This is a genomic window from Streptomyces viridosporus, assembly GCF_002078235.1.
Lineage (GTDB): Bacteria > Actinomycetota > Actinomycetes > Streptomycetales > Streptomycetaceae > Streptomyces > Streptomyces viridosporus.
On sequence record NZ_MSGP01000045.1, the window covers coordinates 16400 to 33851 of the forward strand.

Genomic DNA, 17452 nt, shown 5'->3' on the forward strand with positions numbered 1-17452 from the left:
GATGAGCACGACTTCGAAGACCGGCCCCGGGAAGACCGGGACCGGCCCCGGGACCCCCGAACAGGAACAGGGCCTGGACGCCGCCGGCTCCCGGCTCTCCACCGCTCCCACGGAGGAACCGCCGAACCTGCCCTCCCTGGGCGTCATCGGCTGGGCCCGCTGGTTCTGGCGGCAGCTCACCTCCATGCGGGTCGCCCTGCTGCTGCTCCTGCTGCTGTCGCTCGCCGCGATCCCCGGCTCGCTCATCCCGCAGACCGGCATCGACCAGACCAAGGTCGCCGACTTCCGAGAGCGGCACGAGACCCTCGCGCCGATCTACGACAAGCTCGGCCTGTTCAACGTCTACAGCTCGGTGTGGTTCTCGGCGATCTACCTCCTGCTGTTCATCTCCCTCATCGGCTGCATCGTGCCCCGCACCTGGCAGTTCGTGGGCCAGCTGCGCGGCCGTCCGCCGGGCGCGCCCCGGCGGCTGACCCGGCTGCCCGCCCACACCACCTGGCGCACCGGGGCCGAGCCCGAGCAGATCCACCGGGCCGCGCTCGCCCTGCTGAAGAAGCGCCGGTTCCGCGTCCACCGCGTCGGGGACGCCGTCGCCGCCGAGAAGGGCTATCTGCGCGAGGCCGGCAACCTGGTCTTCCACCTCGCGCTGATCGTGATGCTGATCGCCTTCGGTTGGGGCCAGCTGTTCAAGTCCGAGGGCAACAAGCTGGTCGTCGAGGGCAGCGGCTTCTCCAACACGCTCCCGCAGTACGACGACTTCAAGTCCGGCAACCTCTTCTCCGCCGACGACCTCGAACCCTTCAGCTTCCACCTGGAGGACTTCCGGGGCACCTACGAGCGCAGCGGCCCCAACAAGGGGACGCCGCGCACCTACGAGGCCGACCTCACCTACAGCCAGGGCGCCTACGGCGAGGAGGAGAAGACCACCGTCAAGGTCAACGAGCCGCTGGAGCTCGGTGACGCCAAGGTCTACCTCACCAGCCACGGCTACGCGCCCGTGGTCACCGTCCGCGACGGCGAGGGAGAGATCGTCTTCCAGGACGCGGTGGCGCTGCTGCCGCTCGACGGCAACGTGACCTCCTCCGGCGTGGTCAAGGTCCTCGACGGCTACCGCAACCCCGAGGGCAAGAGGGAGCAGCTCGGCTTCCAGGCGTTCTTCGTGCCCACCTTCGGCGGCTCGGCCAGCGGCACGATGATCTCCCAGTTCCCCGCGCTGGACTACCCGGTGCTCGCGCTGAACGCCTACCACGGCGACCTGAAGGCCGACTCCGGCATTCCGCAGAGCGTGTACCAGATGGACAAGACCAAGATGAAGGAGTTCAAGGACGCCGACGGCGAGCTGTTCAAGAAGCTGCTCATGCCCGGCGAGACCATGGAACTCCCGAACGGCGCCGGCTCGGTCACCTTCGAGAAGGACATCAAGGAGTGGGCCCAGTTCCAGGTCGTCCAGGAGCCGGGTGCCGGCTGGGCCCTGGGCGGTTCCGTCGCCGCGATCGGCGGTCTCGCCGCCTCCCTGTTCATCCAGCGCCGCCGCGTCTGGGTGCGCGCGACCGAGGGCGCCGACGGCGTCACCGTCGTGGAGATGGCGGGCCTCGGCCGCAGCGAGTCCGCCAAGGTGCCCGAGGAACTCGGCGACCTCGCCGCGATCCTCTACGAGCAGGCACCCGGCGCGCCCGACCCGGAGCCCGGCCCCGATCCCGGCCCGGACGACGGCCCGGACAACGACCCGGACGACGGCCCGGAGGCATCCTCCGGGCCCACCGACACCGACTCCCGTGTCACACCCGCTGAAGGGGCTGAGAAGCAGTGACTCCCGCCGCCGTGACCGAGCTGGCCGCCTCGACGAGCCTGGCCGCCGCGTCCAACGAGAGCCTCGCGGAGATGAGCAACGTGCTCATCTACTCCGCGATGGCCGTCTACACCCTGGCGTTCTTCGCGTACATCGCCGAGTGGATCTTCGGCAGCCGCAGCAAGGTCGCCCGCACCGCCGCCGCGCTCACCCCCCGCACCCAGGCGAAGGGGGCCCCCGCCGTCACCGTGCGGCAGGAGGGCGGCACCGCCGTACTGGAGCGGCCGAAGGTCGTCGTGCGGGCCGCGTCCGGCACGCGGGACGTGCCCGACGGGCCCGGGGCGCACGGCGGGGACGAGCAGGGCGACCTCTTCGGGCGGGTCGCCGTCTCCCTCACCGTGCTCGCGTTCCTGCTCGCGTTCGGCGGGGTGCTCACCCGCGCGCTCTCCGTGGAGCGGGCGCCGTGGGGCAACATGTACGAGTTCAACATCACCATCTCCACCACCGTGGTCGGTGTGTACCTCCTGCTGCTGGCGCTGAAGAAGAACGTGCGCTGGCTCGGGCTGTTCCTGACCACGACGGTCCTCCTCGACCTCGGCCTCGCCGTCACCGTCCTGTACACCGAGAGCGACCAGCTGGTCCCCGCGCTCCACTCGTACTGGCTGTACATCCACGTCTCCACGGCGATCCTGTGCGGCGCGGTGTTCTACGTCGGCGCGTTCGGCGTGATCATGTACCTCTTCAAGGACTCCTACGAGAACAAGCTGGCGAACGGCGGCAAGCCCAGCGCCTTCGCGTCCTCGGTCCTGGAGCGGCTGCCCGCCGCCGCCTCGCTGGACAAGTTCGCCTACCGGATCAACGCGGCCGTCTTCCCGCTGTGGACGTTCACGATCATCGCGGGCGCCATCTGGGCCGGTGACGCCTGGGGCCGCTACTGGGGCTGGGACCCCAAGGAGACCTGGTCCTTCATCACCTGGGTCGCCTACGCCGGCTACCTGCACGCCCGCGCCACCGCCGGCTGGAAGGGCCGCAAGGCCGCCTACCTGGCCCTGGCCGCCTTCGGCTGCTGGCTGTTCAACTACTACGGCGTGAACATCTTCGTCTCCGGCAAGCACTCCTACGCCGACGTCGGCCTGGGCGTGCTGCAGGCCGCCGGTTTCTGAAGCCCCGTACCGCAGCCCCGCACCGCCGAGGCCGGTTCCCGTGACCCAGGTCACCGGGAACCGGCCTTTGCCGTGCGGACAGGTAGGAGTACGTGGACACACAACTGCGGAAACGCATCCGCGCGGGGGACCACGACGCCTTCGGTGATCTCTTCGACGCGTACGCACGCTCCGTCTACAACCACGCCTTCCGGCTCACCGGCGACTGGACGATCGCCGAGGAGGTCGTCTCCCTGACCTTCCTGGACGCCTGGCGGCTGCACGCGGACGTCGACGAAGGGGGCGGGTCGCTGCGGCCCTGGCTGCTCGGCATCGCCACCAACGTCACCCGCAACACCCGCCGTGCCGCCCGAAGACACGCCGCCGCCGTGGCCCGCCTCCCGCGCGACGGGACGGTGCGGGACTTCGCCGACGAGGTCGCGGGCCGCGTGGACGACGCGGCGCAACTGACCCTCGTACGGACCGCCCTGGCGAAGCTGCGCCGGGCCGACCGCGAGGTGCTGGCGCTGTGCGTGTGGTCCGGTCTGGACTACGCGGCCGCCGCCGAGGCACTGGGGGTGCCCGTGGGAACCGTGCGGTCACGGTTGTCACGGGCCAGGGCAAAGCTCGCGAAACACATGGAACCTCCCCGAGCGCACGGACAGCTAAGAGGTGACCGCGGCACCGCGGTCGGGCCCATCACGGAGGGAACCCGATGACCCAGCTTCCCGAACACGGCCTTCCGCCGGGCCGTCACCGACTGCTCAAGGAGCATCTGATGACCGAGATCCGGCGCACCGACCGTCCCGCCCCCGCCCGGAAGCCGTCCGGGTGGCTGCGTCCCGCACTGGTGGCGGGTGCCGCCGTGGCCGTTCTCGCCACCCTCAGCGTCACCGTACCGTCGTCCGGCGAGTCCGCACCGGCCGCGTCGAAGGAGGCCGTGGCCCTGCTGGAGGACATCGCGCTGGCGGCCGAGCACGCGGACGTGCCGCACGGCATCCGCGACGACCGGTTCGTGTACCTCAGGAGCAAGGTCGGCTGGACCGTCCAGGAGGGCGACGGGCCCGCGAAGCTGGAGCCGGTCCACCAGCGCGAGGTGTGGCTCTCCGTCGACGGCAGCCGGGAGGGCATGCTGCACGATCCCGTGGTCAGGTCGGACCACGAACTGCTGGAGAAGCAGACCCCTGGCCTCCCGGACAACACCAACTACCGCCATCTCCAGACCCTGCCGACCGACCCCGACGAGATGCACGACTGGCTGCACGACAACAGCGCGGGGCACCGCAGCAAGGACGAGGCGACCTTCGCCCTCGTCGGCGCCCTCGCCCGGGAGTCCCTGATGCCGCCCGCCCAGGGCGCCGCCCTCTACCGCGCGGCGGCGAAGATCCCCGGAGTCTTCGTGATCGACGACACCGTGGACGCGGCCGGACGGCACGGGGTGGCGGTCGCCCGGGTCGACGCCGGGCAGCGCGTCGAACTGATCTTCGACAAGCGGACGAAGGAGTTCCTCGGTGAGCGGACGGTGGCCGTCGAGGACCTTCCCTGGGGCTTCGAGAAGGGCGAGGTGACGGGCCGTACCGCCGTTCTGGAGCGCGCCGTGGTGGACGAGCGGGGCCGGCGGCCGTAACCGTGTGCGAAAGGCTCCGTGCGGGGGCAGGCTGGTGTCATGACCGGTTCCATCGAGCAGGGCACCAGCCGGACCCGCGGGAACACGCACCTCCTGCACTTCCTGGTGCGGCTGCCGCGGCCCATGGCGCGGGTGTGGCCCGCGCTGGCCACCCCGGAGGGTCTCGCGGGCTGGTTCACGCCCGCGGAGGTCCTGGAACCGCGGCTCGGCGGCGAGGTCACGCTGCGCGGGCTCGGCAGCGGGCGGATCACCGCCTGGGACGTGGACCGGGTGGCCGAGTACACGGTGGAGGGCGGGCGGATCAGGTTCCACCTGGAACGCGACGGCGACGAGGGCTCCGCCCTGCGCTTCACCCACGAGTTCCAGGGCGAGACGGAGTCGGAACAGCACTGGCGCATGCGCTTCGAGCGGCTGATCGGCCTGCTGGAGGGCGGTGCCTGAGGACCGGGTTGCGGCACCCCGGAGCCGCCGGGCGGACCGCGCCGTATGACGCGCCACAGGGCCTCTGTACCCTTGGCCGATCATGCCGCGCGGGCGGCAGTCGGGTCCCTGGGAGGGGAACGGTCATGGGTGCCGCACCGGTACTTGAGGAGCTGCGGGAGATCTGCCAGCCGCAGGCCAAGCTGGCGAGCCGCAACGGCGAGCACTGGGCCGGCCGCCTCTACATGCGCAAGATATCCCTGCGCACGACCCGTCAGCTGGTGCGCACCCCGGTCACCCCGGACCAGCTGACCTGGACCATGGTCGTCTGCGGGGTCGCCGCCGGTGCCGCGCTGATGATCCCCGGCCTGACCGGTGCGGTCCTCGCCGTGCTCCTCATGCAGCTGTTCCTGCTCTTCGACTGCGTGGACGGCGAGGTCGCCCGCTGGAAGGGACAGAACAGCGCGACCGGCATCTACGTCGACCGGCTCGGCGCGTACCTCGCCGACGCCGCGCTGCTGGCGGGCGCCGGCTACCGGGCGGCCGAGTCGGGTGTCGGCGGCTGGCTGTCGGTCGGCATCGCGACCGCCCTCGGCGTCGTCCTGCTCAAGGCGTCCACCGACCTGGTGGACGTGGCCCGCGCCCGGCGCGGACTGACCGTCGCCGACGACGAGTCGACCCGCCCGCGCTCGCAGGGCGTGGCCACCGTGCGGCGGATCGCCGCCGCGTTCAAGATCCACCGGGTGACCAACGGCATCGAGGCCTCCCTCGTCCTGCTGGTCGCGGCCGTCGCCGACGCGGTGACCGGCGGCATCGAGCCGACCCGCTGGGCGCTGGGCGCGCTGGCCGTCATCACCTGGGTGATGGTCCCGGCCCACCTGCTGTCGATCCTGTCGTCGTCCCGGCTGCGCTGAGGCGCTCTCGGTCCCCCAGGTAGGCGTGCAGGGCGCCCGCGCCCTCCAGCATGGCCCGGGTGCGGGCGGTGAGCGCCTCGTCCCGCGCGTCGAGCGCCGCCCGCAGGGCCTCGCCGCTGCCCTCCCGGCGCAGACCGTCCAGCACCGGGCGGATCCGGTCGAAGAGGTGGTGGCTGCGGCGCAGGGTGTGGACGAGGCGGGCGTCGCGCACGTCGGCGGGGCCGAACACGCGGTACCCGGTGCCGCGCTCCCGCCGCGGCGCCAGCAGCCCGGCCGCCTCCCACACCCGCAGCGCCGACGTCCGCACGCCCAGCAGCGCGGCCACCTCGCCGATCCGCAGGCCCGGAGAAGCGGGCGGGGGCGCGGGGTCCTCCCCGGCCAGGGACTCCAGCGCCTCCCGCGCGGCCCGCAGCGCGTTCCGCTCCTCGTGCAGCGCGGCGTGCGCGGCGTCCACCCGTGCGAGCGCGCCCGGTACGTCCCCGTCGTGCACGCACCGCATCACCGGGGTCGCCGTCACCGGCCCGTACCCCCGCAGCAGGGCCCGGTACGTCAGCAGCGCCCGCCGGTGCACCTCCCCGAAGACCCGGTAGCCGGACGCGGTCCGCGCGGCCGGCGGCAGCACACCGGCGTCCTCGTAGTTGCGGATCTGCTGCGTCGAGAGCCCGGCCAGCCGGGCCAGATCGACGGAGCGGAGCCGGTGTTTCCCGGACATCGGTGGGACGTCACTCCATGCTGACCGACCGCCAGATGCGGTCCGGCAGGAGGCGTGCCGCCTCGTCGAGGTCGATGTCTCCGATGGTCAGCCAGCGGCGGCTGGCCCCGATGACGGGGCCGAGGACGAGGGATTCCAGCAGGGACGGCGGGAGCGGGGCCAGTTCGCCGGCGGCGATGCGGGGTTCGAGCCACCGCGCGAACGCCGACACCCTGGCCTCCTGGGTGTCGCGCAGCTCCTTGGCCCGTTCCATGCCGACCCGGTCCGCGCGGGAGGAGTGCAGGAGCAGCGCGGCGTCCCGGTGCTCCCGGACGAAGGCCAGGTACGCCCGGACCAGGGCCCCGATGCCCTCCCGGGCGGTGTCCGCCCCCCGCAGGGCCGCGGCCGTCTCGTCCAGCAGCCGTTCCAGCCAGCGCATCAGCAGGGCGTCGACGAGCCCGTCGATGCTGCCGAAGTGGTGGTAGAGACTGCCCAGGCTGACCCCGCTGGCCCGGGTGACCGCGTTGACGGTGAGCCCCTGCTCGCCCGATTCACCGTAGACGCGCAGGGCCGCGTCCAGAAGGATTCCGGCGGTGACCTGGCCACGGTGCTGTTTGGGGCTCATCGCAGGGCCGCCGTACCTTTCTGGAGTGAATTTCTAGAATTCTCTTCCGATCCTAGTCCGCACTGGTTCAGACTGGCCCTTGTCGGCGTGCGCGTCCGCCCGTCTGCAGCGGGGGAACGGGCGGGCCGCCGTCGGCCGGACGACGCGGCCCGGGCTCCGGCCCGGGCGGCTCCGGCCCGAGGTGCCTCATCGACGGCAGCACGGCCGTCGACGGCCGGTGCGGCACGACGGACGGCCGGGAACGGCGCCCCGGCCCGGGCGGCCCCCTCCGCGACGCGGAAGAAGCGAGAAGCAAGAAGCAAGAGGAAGCGGGACGCGTGTCCGAGCCCCACGGCAGCGGCACGGCCGTCTCCCGGCCGTGCGACGGCCCGGCGCCCGACGCCGGGCCGGGACCCGACCGCTTCCGGACCCGATCGCTCCGGACCCGGTCGGTGCGGGCGAGGGCCCGTCAGGACCCGTCGCGCCCGCCGTCCCCGGGCTTGTCCCCGGGCTTGTCGTCGTCCTTGCGCTCGTCGTCCAGCGACTTCAGGAAGTCGGGGTTGTCGTCCGGCGCGACCCACTGACGGTTCGGGCGCCCGTTGCGCACACCGGACCAGCCGTCGGCGGCCGGGCTGCGCCGCTTGCCGGCGATGATCCAGGAGATCGAGCCGACCAGCGGGAACAGCAGCACGAGGATCGCCCACAGCGGCTTGGGCATGTGACGGATGTCCTCGTCCTTCGTGCTGATGCAGTCGATGAACGCGTAGATGCTCAGCGCCAGCGGCACGAGGAACATCAGCACCCGGAGCATGGGGCCTCTCCAGACTGTCGGGGGGCGTCGGGGCCGTCGGCACAGCCCCCAGGTACAGGGTCAGGGTAGCCGCTCGGGGATACTTGACCCCATGGCTTACGACGATCTTCGCTCCCTGCTCAGGGCGCTGGAGCGCGAGGGTGACCTCAAGCGCATCAAGGCCGAGGTCGACCCGCACCTGGAGGTCGGTGAGATCGTCGACCGGGTGCAGAAGGCCGGCGGTCCCGCCCTGCTCTTCGAGAACGTGCGCGGCTCGAGCATGCCCCTCGCGATGAACGTGTACGGCACCGACCGCCGCCTGCTGAAGGCGCTCGGCCTGAAGTCGTACGCGGAGATCGGCGAGAAGATCGGCGGCCTGCTCAAACCCGAGCTGCCGCACGGCTTCGTCGGTGTGCGCGAGGCGTTCGGGAAGCTCGGCTCGATGACCCACGTCCCGCCGAAGAAGGTGAAGGACGGACCCGTGCAGGAGGTCGTCCTGCAGGGCGACGACGTGGACCTCGACCTGCTCCCCGCCCTGTTCACCTGGCCCAAGGACGGCGGCTCCTTCTTCAACCTGGGCCTGACCCACACCAAGGACCCCGAGTCGGGCGTCCGCAACCTCGGCCTGTACCGCCTCCAGCGGCACGACAAGCGCACCATCGGCATGCACTGGCAGATCCACAAGGACAGCCGCAACCACTACCAGGTGGCCGCCCGGCGCGGCGAGCGACTGCCGGTCGCCATCGCCTTCGGCTGCCCGCCGGCCGTGACGTACGCCTCCACCGCCCCGCTCCCCGGCGACATCGACGAGTACCTCTTCGCCGGGTTCCTCCAGGGCAAGCGGATCGAGATGGTCGACTGCAAGACGGTCCCGCTCCAGGTCCCGGCCCAGGCGGAGGTGGTCCTGGAGGGCTGGCTGGAGCCGGGCGAGATGCTGCCCGAGGGCCCCTTCGGCGACCACACCGGTTTCTACACCCCGCAGGAGCCGTTCCCGGCGCTGACGATCGACTGCGTGACGATGCGCAAGCGCCCGCTGCTCCAGTCGATCGTGGTCGGCCGGCCGCCGACGGAGGACGGCCCCCTGGGCCGCGCGACGGAACGCTTCTTCCTGCCCCTCCTGAAGATCATCGTCCCGGACATCGTGGACTACCACCTCCCCGAGGCCGGCGGCTTCCACAACTGCGCGATCGTCTCGATCGACAAGAAGTACCCCAAGCACGCGCAGAAGGTCATGCACGCCATCTGGGGCGCCCACATGATGTCGCTGACCAAGCTGATCGTGGTCGTCGACTCCGACTGCGACGTGCACGACCTGCACGAGGTCGCCTGGCGGGCCCTCGGCAACACCGACTACGCCCGCGACCTCAGCGTGGTCGAGGGCCCCGTCGACCACCTCGACCACTCCTCCTACCAGCAGTTCTGGGGCGGCAAGGCGGGCATCGACGCGACGAAGAAGTGGCCCGAGGAGGGGTACACGCGCGACGGCGGCTGGCCCGACATGGTCGAGTCCGACCCGGAGACGGCCGCGAAGGTGGACCGCCGCTGGAAGGAGTACGGACTGTGACGTCGGCCTCCGCCGCGCTACCGCGGCAACCGGGGCGCACGAAGGCCTTCCTGCGCCTGGTGATGATCGAGCACTCGGTCTTCGCGCTGCCCTTCGCGTACATCGCCGCGCTCACCGCGATGTACGAGTGGGACGGGAACATCCACTGGGGCCGGCTGCTCCTGGTCACCCTCGCCATGGTCGGCCTGCGCACCTTCGCGATGGCGGCCAACCGGATCATCGACCGCGAGATCGACGCCCGCAACCCGCGCACCGCCCACCGCGAGCTGGTCACCGGCGCGGTGTCGGTGAAGCACGCCTGGACCGGCGCGCTGATCGCGCTCGCGGTGTTCCTCGGCGCGGCGGCCCTGCTCAACCCCCTCTGCCTGATCCTCGCCCCCGTCGCGGTGATCCCGATGGTGGTCTACCCCTACGGCAAGCGGTTCACGGACTTCCCGCAGGCCATCCTGGGTCTCGCCCAGGCCATGGGACCGATCGGCGGCTGGCTGGCGATCACCGGCGCGTGGTCCTGGGACGCGGTCGTGCTCGGCCTGGCGGTGGGCATCTGGATCGGCGGCTTCGACCTGATCTACGCCTGCCAGGACGTCGACGCGGACCGCGAGATCGGTGTGCGGTCGGTCCCCGCCCGCTTCGGCGTCCCGGCCGCCATCTGGGGCGCCCGCGCCTGCCACACCGTGACGATGGCGCTGTTCGTCTGGTACGCGGTCCTCACCGACGCCGGCGCGTTCTTCTGGCTGGGCCTGCTGATCGTCGCCGCGGCCTTCGTCTACGAGCACACCATCGTCCGCCCGCACGACCTGTCCCGTCTGAACCGGGCGTTCTTCTCGACGAACGGCTTCATCGGCATCAGCCTCTTCGTCTGCGCACTGATCGACCTCCTGGTGCGCGGGCTCACGCTGTAGCCCTTCGCCCGTTCCCCGCCTCTCCGCACACGCGGGGACGACCGTTCGGGGCCGTCGGCCCGGGCGGGGCGCACGCACCCGGGACCGGCCTCACCCGGCGGGCACGCCCCGGCGGCCGGGACGGCGGCGGAACAGGAAGGCCGCGGCCACGCCCGCCAGCAGGCCGATGAGGTGGCCCTGCCAGCTGACACCGGCCTGGCCGGGGGCGATGCCCGCGAGGATGGAGCCGCCCCACACGGCGCCGACCAGCACACCGACGACCACGCCCATCGGCCGGCGCTCCACGAAGCCGCTGCACAGCAGGAAGCCGAAGAGGCCGAAGATCAGGCCGGAGGCGCCCGCGGTGTTGGTGTGCGCCGGGGCGATCAGCCACACCCCCAGACCGTCGCAGACGATGATCAGCGCGCACACGGCGGCGAACCGGCGCAGACCGCCGAGGGCCGCCAGGAAACCGAGCACCAGCAGCGGCACGCTGTTCGCCGCGACGTGGGCGAAGCCGAAGTGGACGAAGGCGGAGGGGACGACGTCGACCAGCTCACCGGCCGTGCGCGGCCGGACGCCGAAGCCGTCCAGGGCGTGGCCGGAGACCACGTCGACCACTTCCAGCAGCCACAGCAGGGCCACCCAGACCGCCATCACCACGGCCGCGGTCCTCGCCCGCTCACGCCCCGACCACTGCGGACCGGTGTCGGACATGGCAACCCCCCTACGGCGCGCTCGCTCGCTTGAGGAACGGAACAGCCCCCTGAACCGGTTCCCGTCCCACGATTCCGGATAGGCTCGGTGTCGTGAACCATCTCAAGCCAGGAGAGACGACGCGAACACCTTGGATCCTAGGGGTGTCCGGCGCTTCCGGCACGCCCTATGCGGCAGCCGTGCTGCGTGCGCTCCTCCAGGCGGGGGAGAGCGTCGACCTCGTGGTCAGCCGGGCCTCGCGACTCACCCTGCTCGACGAGACCGGCATCTCCTTCCGGGACGCCCACTGGCGGGACGACCTGCGCCAATGGCTGTCCCGGGGTGCGGACGGCAAGCCGGACACCTTCACCGTGGACCTCGACGGCGTACGGCACTGGACCGCCGGTGACCTCGCGGCCGGACCGTCCTCGGGGTCGTATCCGAGCAAGGGCATGCTGATCGTGCCCGCCTCCACGGCCTGTGTGGCCGGGGTGGCGCTCGGGCTGTCCAAGGACCTGCTGCAGCGGGCGGCGAGCGTGACCCTGAAGGAGGGGCGCAGGCTGGTCGTGGCCGTGCGGGAGACCCCGCTGAACGGCCAGACCCTGCGGCACATGGTCGCCCTCGACGACGCGGGCGCGATCGTGCTGCCCGCCTCACCGGCCTTCTACGCGGGCGCGACGCACATCCAGGACCTGGTGGACTTCGTCGCCGGACGCGTGCTCGACGCGGCGGGTGTCGAGCACCGGCTCTACCACCGCTGGGAGGGCGAACTCGGCGGCGCGCGGGCGGACTGAGCGCGACGGCGTCCCCATCGGTCACCCTCCCTCCGGGAACTTACCGACCCGATTTCCAGGACCCCTGGAACCTTCAGCACCTCCGGAACTCTCAGACCTCTTCAGCGGAAGGCTTCGAATCGATGGACGCGGTGGACAGGCAGCTCATCCAGGCCCTGAGGGAGAACGGCCGGGCCTCCTACGCGGAGCTGGGGCGCCTCGTCGGCCTGTCGGGACCCAGCGTCACCGACCGCATCAACCGGCTGGAGGCGGCCGGGGTCATCACCGGTTACCGCGCCACGGTGGACTCCGCCTCGCTCGGCCTCGGGGTGACCGCCCTGATCGGCGTCTCGCTCTCGGACGCCGCCGACCACGAGGACGTGGCGCGGCGGTTGAAGGACCTGAAGGAGATCGAGGACTGCTGGTTCATCGCCGGCGAGGACTCCTTCATGCTCAAGGTGCGGGCGAGCGACGTGGACGGGCTGGAGAAGACCATCCGCCGGCTGACCGGGACCAAGGGCGTCTCCCGGACCCGTACCACCATCGTGCTCTCCACGAAGTGGGAGAACCGCGTCGGCGAACTGCCCGAAGAAGAGGTGCGGGAAGGACGGTAGGGGCGGCAGGGGCGCGGTGGGGGCGGCCCCCGGCCGGGGCGTACGGTGGACGGAGTCTGCCTGGAGAAAAGAGGGATCGGCATGGACGTCGGGCTCAAGCGCGAGCTGGAGGAGAAGGTCAGGGCGGGTGTCCGCCTGACCCGTGAGGACGGCATCGCGCTGTACGAGTCGGACGACCTGGCCTGGCTGGGCGGGTTGGCGCACGAGGTGCGCACGCGGCTGAACGGCGACGTCGTGCACTTCAACGTCAACCGCCACCTCAACATGACGAACGTGTGCACCGCCTCCTGCGCGTACTGCTCCTTCCAGCGCAAGCCCGGGGAGAAGGACGCGTACACGATGCGCATCGAGGAGGCGGTGAAGCTCGCCAAGGAGATGGAGAAGGAGAACCTGACCGAGCTGCACATCGTCAACGGGCTCCACCCCAACCTGCCGTGGCGTTACTACCCGCGCTCCCTGCGCGAGTTGAAGGCCGCCCTGCCGGGCGTCTCCCTGAAGGCGTTCACCGCCACCGAGATCCACCACTTCGAGACGATCTCCGGCCTGTCCGCCTCCGAGATCCTCGACGAGCTGATCGACGCCGGCCTGGAGTCCCTCACCGGCGGCGGCGCGGAGATCTTCGACTGGGAGGTGCGGCAGCACATCGTCGACCACCGCACCCACTGGGAGGACTGGTCCCGGATCCACCGCCTGGCGCACGAGAAGGGGCTGAAGACCCCGTGCACCATGCTCTACGGCCACATCGAGGAGCCCCGCCACCGCGTGGACCACGTGCTGCGGCTGCGTGAGCTGCAGGACGAGACCGGCGGCTTCCAGGTCTTCATCCCGCTGCGCTACCAGCACGACTTCGTGGACATGAAGGACGGCAAGATCCGCAACCGGCTCCAGGCCCGGACGCAGATGGCCACCGGCGCGGAGGCGCTGAAGACCTTCGCCGTCTCCCGGCTGCTCTTCGACAACGTCCCGCACGTCAAGGTCTTCTGGGTGATGCACGGCGTCCAGACCGCGCAACTGGCGCTCCAGCACGGCGCGGACGACATGGACGGCTCGGTCGTCGAGTACAAGATCACGCACGACGCCGACAACTACGGCACCCCGAACAAGCTGACCCGCGAGGACCTCCTCGACCTGATCCGCGACGCCGGCTTCCGCCCGGTGGAGCGCAACACCCGGTACGAGGTCATCCGCGAGTACGACGGCCCGGACCCGGCGCGCCGGGAGTCCCCGCAGCCGATGCGGGTGTGAGTCCTTCCGGGCCCGGGGACGCGGCGGGGGCCGGTCGCGGGCGGTCGCGGCCGGTCACGGGAGCGAAAATCACGGCGCAAGCGCTTCGGTAATGGTTACGATCGCACCATGCCCCTTACCTTCACCCTCGACCCCGCCGTCACCCCCGATCTCCGCGACGGCGTCCTCGACCTGTGGGCCGACGTCTCCAACGCGGGAGGAGCCGTCGGCTTCGTGCCGCCGGTGACGCGTGAGGAGATCCGCCCGGAACTGGTGCGGCAGTTCGCGTCGATGGCGGAGGGCCGCTCCCGGCTGCTCGTGGGCCACGACGAGGAGGGGCGGGTGGCCGCCACCGCGTTCCTCACCTTCAACACCCACCGCCTGATGACCCACTGGATCTGGCTGTACACGGTGATGGTCCACCCGCGCCACCAGGGCCGGGGGTACGGCCGTGACCTGCTGGCCGCCGCGGAGCGCGCCGCCCGCGGCTTCGAGGGCATCGAGGCGATACGCCTCACCTGCCGCGGCGGCCTCGGCCTGGAGCGCTTCTACGCCTCCTGCGGCTACAAGGAGGTCGGCCGGATCCCCGACGCGATCCGGGTGGCCCCCGGCGACGAGCGGGACGACGTCGTGCTGCTGCTGACGCTGACCTGAGGCCGCACCCCCCTGGAGGGCCGTCGGCCCGGTCGTGCTTCACTGGGAGTGCCCCTTTGTCCCTTTGGGACGCTCTGGGGGATGTTCCGACCGGACGTAGGAAGAGTGGATGAGATGCTCCGCTACACGCTGATGCGCCTCGGGATCTTCGTGGGCTGCCTCGTGGCCGTCTGGGGTCTCGTCTACTCCGGTCTCGCCCCGCGCGGCCTCGGCGACTCCAACGGCCTGTGGATCGTGCTGCTCGCGCTGCTGCTCTCGGCCCCGATCAGCTTCGTCGTGCTGCGCAAGGAGCGGGACCGCGCCTCCGAGCGGATCGTGCGGCGGGTGGACCGGGTCAAGGCGAACCTGGAGGCCAACCGCAACCAGGAGGACGTCGCCGACGACGCCGCCCGCGCGCAGGGCCAGGCGCAGGGCCAGACCTCGTAAGCTCCGTCACACCCGCGCGGCACCCGCGCAGCGCCCCGGTCTCCGAAACCCCCGGATACCAGGGCGCTTTGTGTTGTACGGGTACTTATTCCCTCGCGCCTGTCAAAGCAAGGCTTTGAGGATCTCAAAGTTCAGGTGTTACGGTCTTCGGGTGAAGTCAGCAGCCGTGTTCCCCACGCCCCGGAGAGTTCCGCTCGTGGCGCGCCTGCACGTGGACCTCTGCCGGGTCGCCTCCGCGAACTGTCCTCTCTGAGGTTCCCGTGAACCGTCGTCCCTGACGCTTTGCGACCCGAGCACCACGTCACCTTCCTCACGCGTCCCCTTCATCGGAGCATGTCCGTGTCCACGAACACGAAGTCGTTCAAGCTGCCCTTCCGGGCACCCTTCTGGGCCCAGATACTCGCCGGCCTCGTCCTGGGCGTCCTGCTCGGCTGGCTCGCCCGCAGCCAGGACGTCTCCTGGCTGGTCACCACCCTGGAGAAGGTCGGCGGCACCTTCGTCGGCCTGCTGAAGCTGGCCGTCGCCCCGCTCGTCTTCTTCGCGATCCTGGTCTCCATCACCAACCTGCGGAAGGTCAACAACGCGGCCCGCCTGGCCTCGCGGACCCTCCTCTGGTTCATGATCACCTCGCTGATCGCGGTGGCCATCGGCCTCGTCATCGGCCTGGTCACCAACCCCGGTGCGGGCACCGGCCTCACCCCGGCGGACGGGGCCGCGCCCGAGCGGACCGGCTCCTGGATCGACTTCCTCACCGGCATCGTGCCGACCGACGTGATCACCCCGTTCACCGAGCTGAACGTGCTGCAGATCGTCTTCATGGCCGCCGTCGCCGGTATCGCCGCCCTCCAGCTCGGCGAGAAGGCCCAGCCGATCCTCACCCTGAGCGAGTCCGTCCTCGCACTCCTCCAGAAGGCCCTGTGGTGGGTCATCCGCCTCGCCCCGCTCGGCACCGTCGGCCTCATCGGCAACGCGATCGCCACCTACGGCTGGGACCTCATCGGCCAGTACGCCACCTTCACCGCCGACGTCTACATCGGCTGCCTGATCGTCCTCTTCGGCGTCTACCCGGCGCTGCTCGCGACCGTGGCCAAGGTCAACCCGCTGCAGTTCTTCAAGGGCGCCTGGCCCGCGATCCAGCTGGCCTTCGTCTCCCGCTCCTCCGTCGGCACCATGCCGCTGACCCAGAAGGTCACCGAGCGCCTGGGCGTGCCCAGGGAGTACGCGTCCTTCGCCGTGCCGTTCGGCGCGACCACGAAGATGGACGGCTGCGCCGCGATCTACCCCGCCATCGCCGCGATCTTCGTCGCCCAGATCTTCGGCATCCAGCTCGGTGTCGGCGACTACCTGCTGATCGCGTTCGTCTCGGTGGTCGGCTCCGCCGCCACGGCCGGACTCACCGGCGCGACGGTCATGCTGACCCTCACCCTCTCCACGCTCGGCCTGCCCATGGAGGGCGTCGGCCTGCTGCTCGCCATCGACCCGATCGTGGACATGATCCGCACCGCCACCAACGTCGCCGGACAGGCCCTGGTCCCGGTCGTCGTCTCCGCCCGCGAGGGCCTGCTGGACCGCGACGCCTACGACAAGGTCCACTCCTCCCCGGTCGACGAGACCCCGGCCGACGATCCCCGGCGGGTCCCCGCGGCGGCCTGACCGCCCGGTCCCACCCCACGGCCACCCCCCTCGTGCGGCGCCCCGGCGTCCGCCCGCGGCAGTCCGGCGCACGGCTGCCGCGGGCGGACGCCGGCCCGTGGGGCGGCCCCGCGAGCGGCGGGCGCGGCACTCCCGCGGGTGTCCGACGAGCGCCGCCACCGGCCGAACCGGCCGCCGCGGGCCCGTACGCTACTTCGCATGGGTGCCGTGAAGACCAAGCGGATGCCGCGTGCGGTCCGCGAACAGCAGATGCTGGACGCCGCCGTACGGACCTTCGGCCAGCGGGGATACACGACCGCGTCGATGGACGAGATCGCCGAACTGGCGGGTGTGTCCAAGCCGTTGGTCTACCTGTATCTGAACTCCAAGGAAGACCTGTTCACCGCCTGCATCCGCCGTGAGGCGAAGGCCCTCACCGAGGCGGTGCGCGCCGGTGCCCGCCCGGGCCTGCCCGCGGACCGCCAGCTCTGGTCCGGTCTGACGGCGTTCTTCACGCACACCGCGCGGCACCCCGACGGCTGGGCGGTGCTGCACCTCCAGGCCCGCACGCACGGCGAGGTCTTCGCCGCCGAGGTCGCCGCGATGCGCGCGGAGATCGTGGCGTTCGTGACGCAGCTCATCCTCGCCGCCGCCCGCGAGGCCCTCCCCCAGACGCTCGGCTGCGCTCGGGCAGGGGGCACCCCCACCGACCCCGACCTCCCCGAACACGAGGTCTCCGGGCTCGCGGAGGCCCTGGTGGGCGCCGCCGAGTCGCTCGCCGACTGGGCCAACGCCACCCCCGGTGTCACGGCCCGGCAGTCCGCGGCCACGCTGATGAACTTCGCCTGGACGGGACTGGGCGACCTGATGGCGGGACGCCGCTGGTCACCGCCCGACGACGACCCGGGCGGCGGTACGGGCGACGACCCGGACGACGGCGGGGACAGCGGCACGGGCGGCAGGCAGGACACGGGCGACGGCGGCACGGGCGGGGCCCGGGCCCCCGCGGCT

Annotated in this window: 19 protein-coding genes and 1 pseudogene; 16 read left to right on the forward strand and 4 right to left on the reverse strand. The window is 71.4% G+C overall.

Annotation, left to right across the window (positions count from 1 at the left end; all coding sequences use genetic code 11):
- Nucleotide 1: 1 nt before the first annotated feature.
- From resB to B7L92_RS03190, 6 genes are all read left to right on the forward strand, one after another.
- On the forward strand, nucleotides 2-1810 hold the full coding sequence (gene resB, locus B7L92_RS03165; protein ID WP_081235971.1) for a cytochrome c biogenesis protein ResB: 1809 nt from the start codon (nucleotides 2-4) through the stop codon (nucleotides 1808-1810).
- A 71-nt stretch (nucleotides 1811-1881) separates the two neighbouring features.
- On the forward strand, nucleotides 1882-2952 hold the full coding sequence (ccsB, locus tag B7L92_RS03170; protein WP_107501359.1) for a c-type cytochrome biogenesis protein CcsB: 1071 nt from the start codon (nucleotides 1882-1884) through the stop codon (nucleotides 2950-2952).
- A 92-nt stretch (nucleotides 2953-3044) separates the two neighbouring features.
- Nucleotides 3045-3650 carry an RNA polymerase sigma factor gene (locus B7L92_RS03175; RefSeq protein ID WP_255310733.1) on the forward strand — a complete coding sequence of 202 codons (606 nt, stop codon included), beginning with the start codon at nucleotides 3045-3047 and terminating at the stop codon, nucleotides 3648-3650.
- Nucleotides 3647-4558 carry a CU044_5270 family protein gene (locus B7L92_RS03180; protein WP_081235973.1) on the forward strand — a complete coding sequence of 304 codons (912 nt, stop codon included), beginning with the start codon at nucleotides 3647-3649 and terminating at the stop codon, nucleotides 4556-4558. The genes B7L92_RS03175 and B7L92_RS03180 overlap by 4 nt, the downstream gene beginning before the upstream one ends.
- Nucleotides 4559-4597: 39 nt before the next feature.
- Nucleotides 4598-4999: an SRPBCC domain-containing protein gene (locus B7L92_RS03185; protein ID WP_081235974.1), complete on the forward strand. Its 402-nt coding sequence runs from the start codon at nucleotides 4598-4600 to the stop codon at nucleotides 4997-4999.
- Between the two features lie 125 nt (nucleotides 5000-5124).
- Nucleotides 5125-5892 (forward strand): CDP-alcohol phosphatidyltransferase family protein, encoded by a 768-nt coding sequence (locus tag B7L92_RS03190; RefSeq protein ID WP_081235975.1) that lies wholly within the window; start codon nucleotides 5125-5127, stop codon nucleotides 5890-5892.
- Here the strand turns inward: B7L92_RS03190 and B7L92_RS03195 are convergent.
- The 3 genes from B7L92_RS03195 to B7L92_RS03205 form a co-directional block, all read right to left on the reverse strand.
- Nucleotides 5831-6604 (reverse strand): MerR family transcriptional regulator, encoded by a 774-nt coding sequence (locus tag B7L92_RS03195; protein ID WP_081235976.1) that lies wholly within the window; start codon nucleotides 6602-6604, stop codon nucleotides 5831-5833. The two genes, B7L92_RS03190 and B7L92_RS03195, sit on opposite strands and share 62 nt — an antisense overlap.
- A 10-nt stretch (nucleotides 6605-6614) precedes the next feature.
- Nucleotides 6615-7208 carry a TetR/AcrR family transcriptional regulator gene (locus B7L92_RS03200; RefSeq protein WP_081235977.1) on the reverse strand — a complete coding sequence of 198 codons (594 nt, stop codon included), beginning with the start codon at nucleotides 7206-7208 and terminating at the stop codon, nucleotides 6615-6617.
- Between the two features lie 448 nt (nucleotides 7209-7656).
- Nucleotides 7657-7998 carry a PLD nuclease N-terminal domain-containing protein gene (locus B7L92_RS03205; protein WP_004984757.1) on the reverse strand — a complete coding sequence of 114 codons (342 nt, stop codon included), beginning with the start codon at nucleotides 7996-7998 and terminating at the stop codon, nucleotides 7657-7659.
- Between the two features lie 91 nt (nucleotides 7999-8089).
- On the opposite strand from B7L92_RS03205, the gene B7L92_RS03210 reads away from it, so the two are divergent.
- Together B7L92_RS03210 and mqnP are read left to right on the forward strand one after the other, a co-directional pair.
- On the forward strand, nucleotides 8090-9541 hold the full coding sequence (locus tag B7L92_RS03210) for a menaquinone biosynthesis decarboxylase (protein WP_081235978.1): 1452 nt from the start codon (nucleotides 8090-8092) through the stop codon (nucleotides 9539-9541).
- On the forward strand, nucleotides 9538-10443 hold the full coding sequence (gene mqnP / locus B7L92_RS03215; protein WP_081235979.1) for a menaquinone biosynthesis prenyltransferase MqnP: 906 nt from the start codon (nucleotides 9538-9540) through the stop codon (nucleotides 10441-10443). The genes B7L92_RS03210 and mqnP overlap by 4 nt, the downstream gene beginning before the upstream one ends.
- A gap of 90 nt (nucleotides 10444-10533) precedes the next feature.
- Here the strand turns inward: mqnP and B7L92_RS03220 are convergent, their stop codons facing one another.
- A complete protein-coding gene (locus tag B7L92_RS03220; RefSeq protein WP_081235980.1) occupies nucleotides 10534-11139 on the reverse strand; it encodes a rhomboid family intramembrane serine protease in 606 nt (201 codons plus the stop codon).
- 92 nt (nucleotides 11140-11231) lie between these two features.
- On the opposite strand from B7L92_RS03220, the gene B7L92_RS03225 reads away from it, so the two are divergent.
- The 8 genes and pseudogenes from B7L92_RS03225 to B7L92_RS03255 all read left to right on the forward strand — a co-directional run.
- Nucleotides 11232-11912, forward strand: a complete 681-nt coding sequence (locus B7L92_RS03225) for a UbiX family flavin prenyltransferase (protein WP_174703921.1) — start codon at nucleotides 11232-11234, stop codon at nucleotides 11910-11912.
- A 122-nt stretch (nucleotides 11913-12034) separates the two neighbouring features.
- Complete coding sequence (locus tag B7L92_RS03230) at nucleotides 12035-12505, forward strand: Lrp/AsnC family transcriptional regulator (RefSeq protein ID WP_004984744.1); 471 nt, start codon at nucleotides 12035-12037, stop codon at nucleotides 12503-12505.
- Between the two features lie 81 nt (nucleotides 12506-12586).
- Entirely contained in the window at nucleotides 12587-13750 is a 1164-nt protein-coding gene (mqnE, locus tag B7L92_RS03235) for an aminofutalosine synthase MqnE (RefSeq protein ID WP_081235982.1), read from the forward strand.
- A 108-nt stretch (nucleotides 13751-13858) separates the two neighbouring features.
- Nucleotides 13859-14383 (forward strand): GNAT family N-acetyltransferase, encoded by a 525-nt coding sequence (locus B7L92_RS03240; protein ID WP_004984740.1) that lies wholly within the window; start codon nucleotides 13859-13861, stop codon nucleotides 14381-14383.
- 114 nt (nucleotides 14384-14497) lie between these two features.
- Nucleotides 14498-14809 carry a DUF4229 domain-containing protein gene (locus B7L92_RS03245; RefSeq protein WP_081235983.1) on the forward strand — a complete coding sequence of 104 codons (312 nt, stop codon included), beginning with the start codon at nucleotides 14498-14500 and terminating at the stop codon, nucleotides 14807-14809.
- 166 nt (nucleotides 14810-14975) lie between these two features.
- The gene (locus B7L92_RS43595; protein WP_317984071.1) at nucleotides 14976-15062 is read left to right on the forward strand and encodes a putative leader peptide; all 87 of its coding nucleotides are present in this window, start codon (nucleotides 14976-14978) and stop codon (nucleotides 15060-15062) included.
- Between the two features lie 80 nt (nucleotides 15063-15142).
- A complete protein-coding gene (locus B7L92_RS03250; RefSeq protein WP_081235984.1) occupies nucleotides 15143-16462 on the forward strand; it encodes a dicarboxylate/amino acid:cation symporter in 1320 nt (439 codons plus the stop codon).
- A gap of 198 nt (nucleotides 16463-16660) precedes the next feature.
- Nucleotides 16661-17341 (forward strand): annotated as a pseudogene (locus tag B7L92_RS03255) (TetR/AcrR family transcriptional regulator); the annotation flags it as partial.
- Nucleotides 17342-17452: the final 111 nt, after the last annotated feature.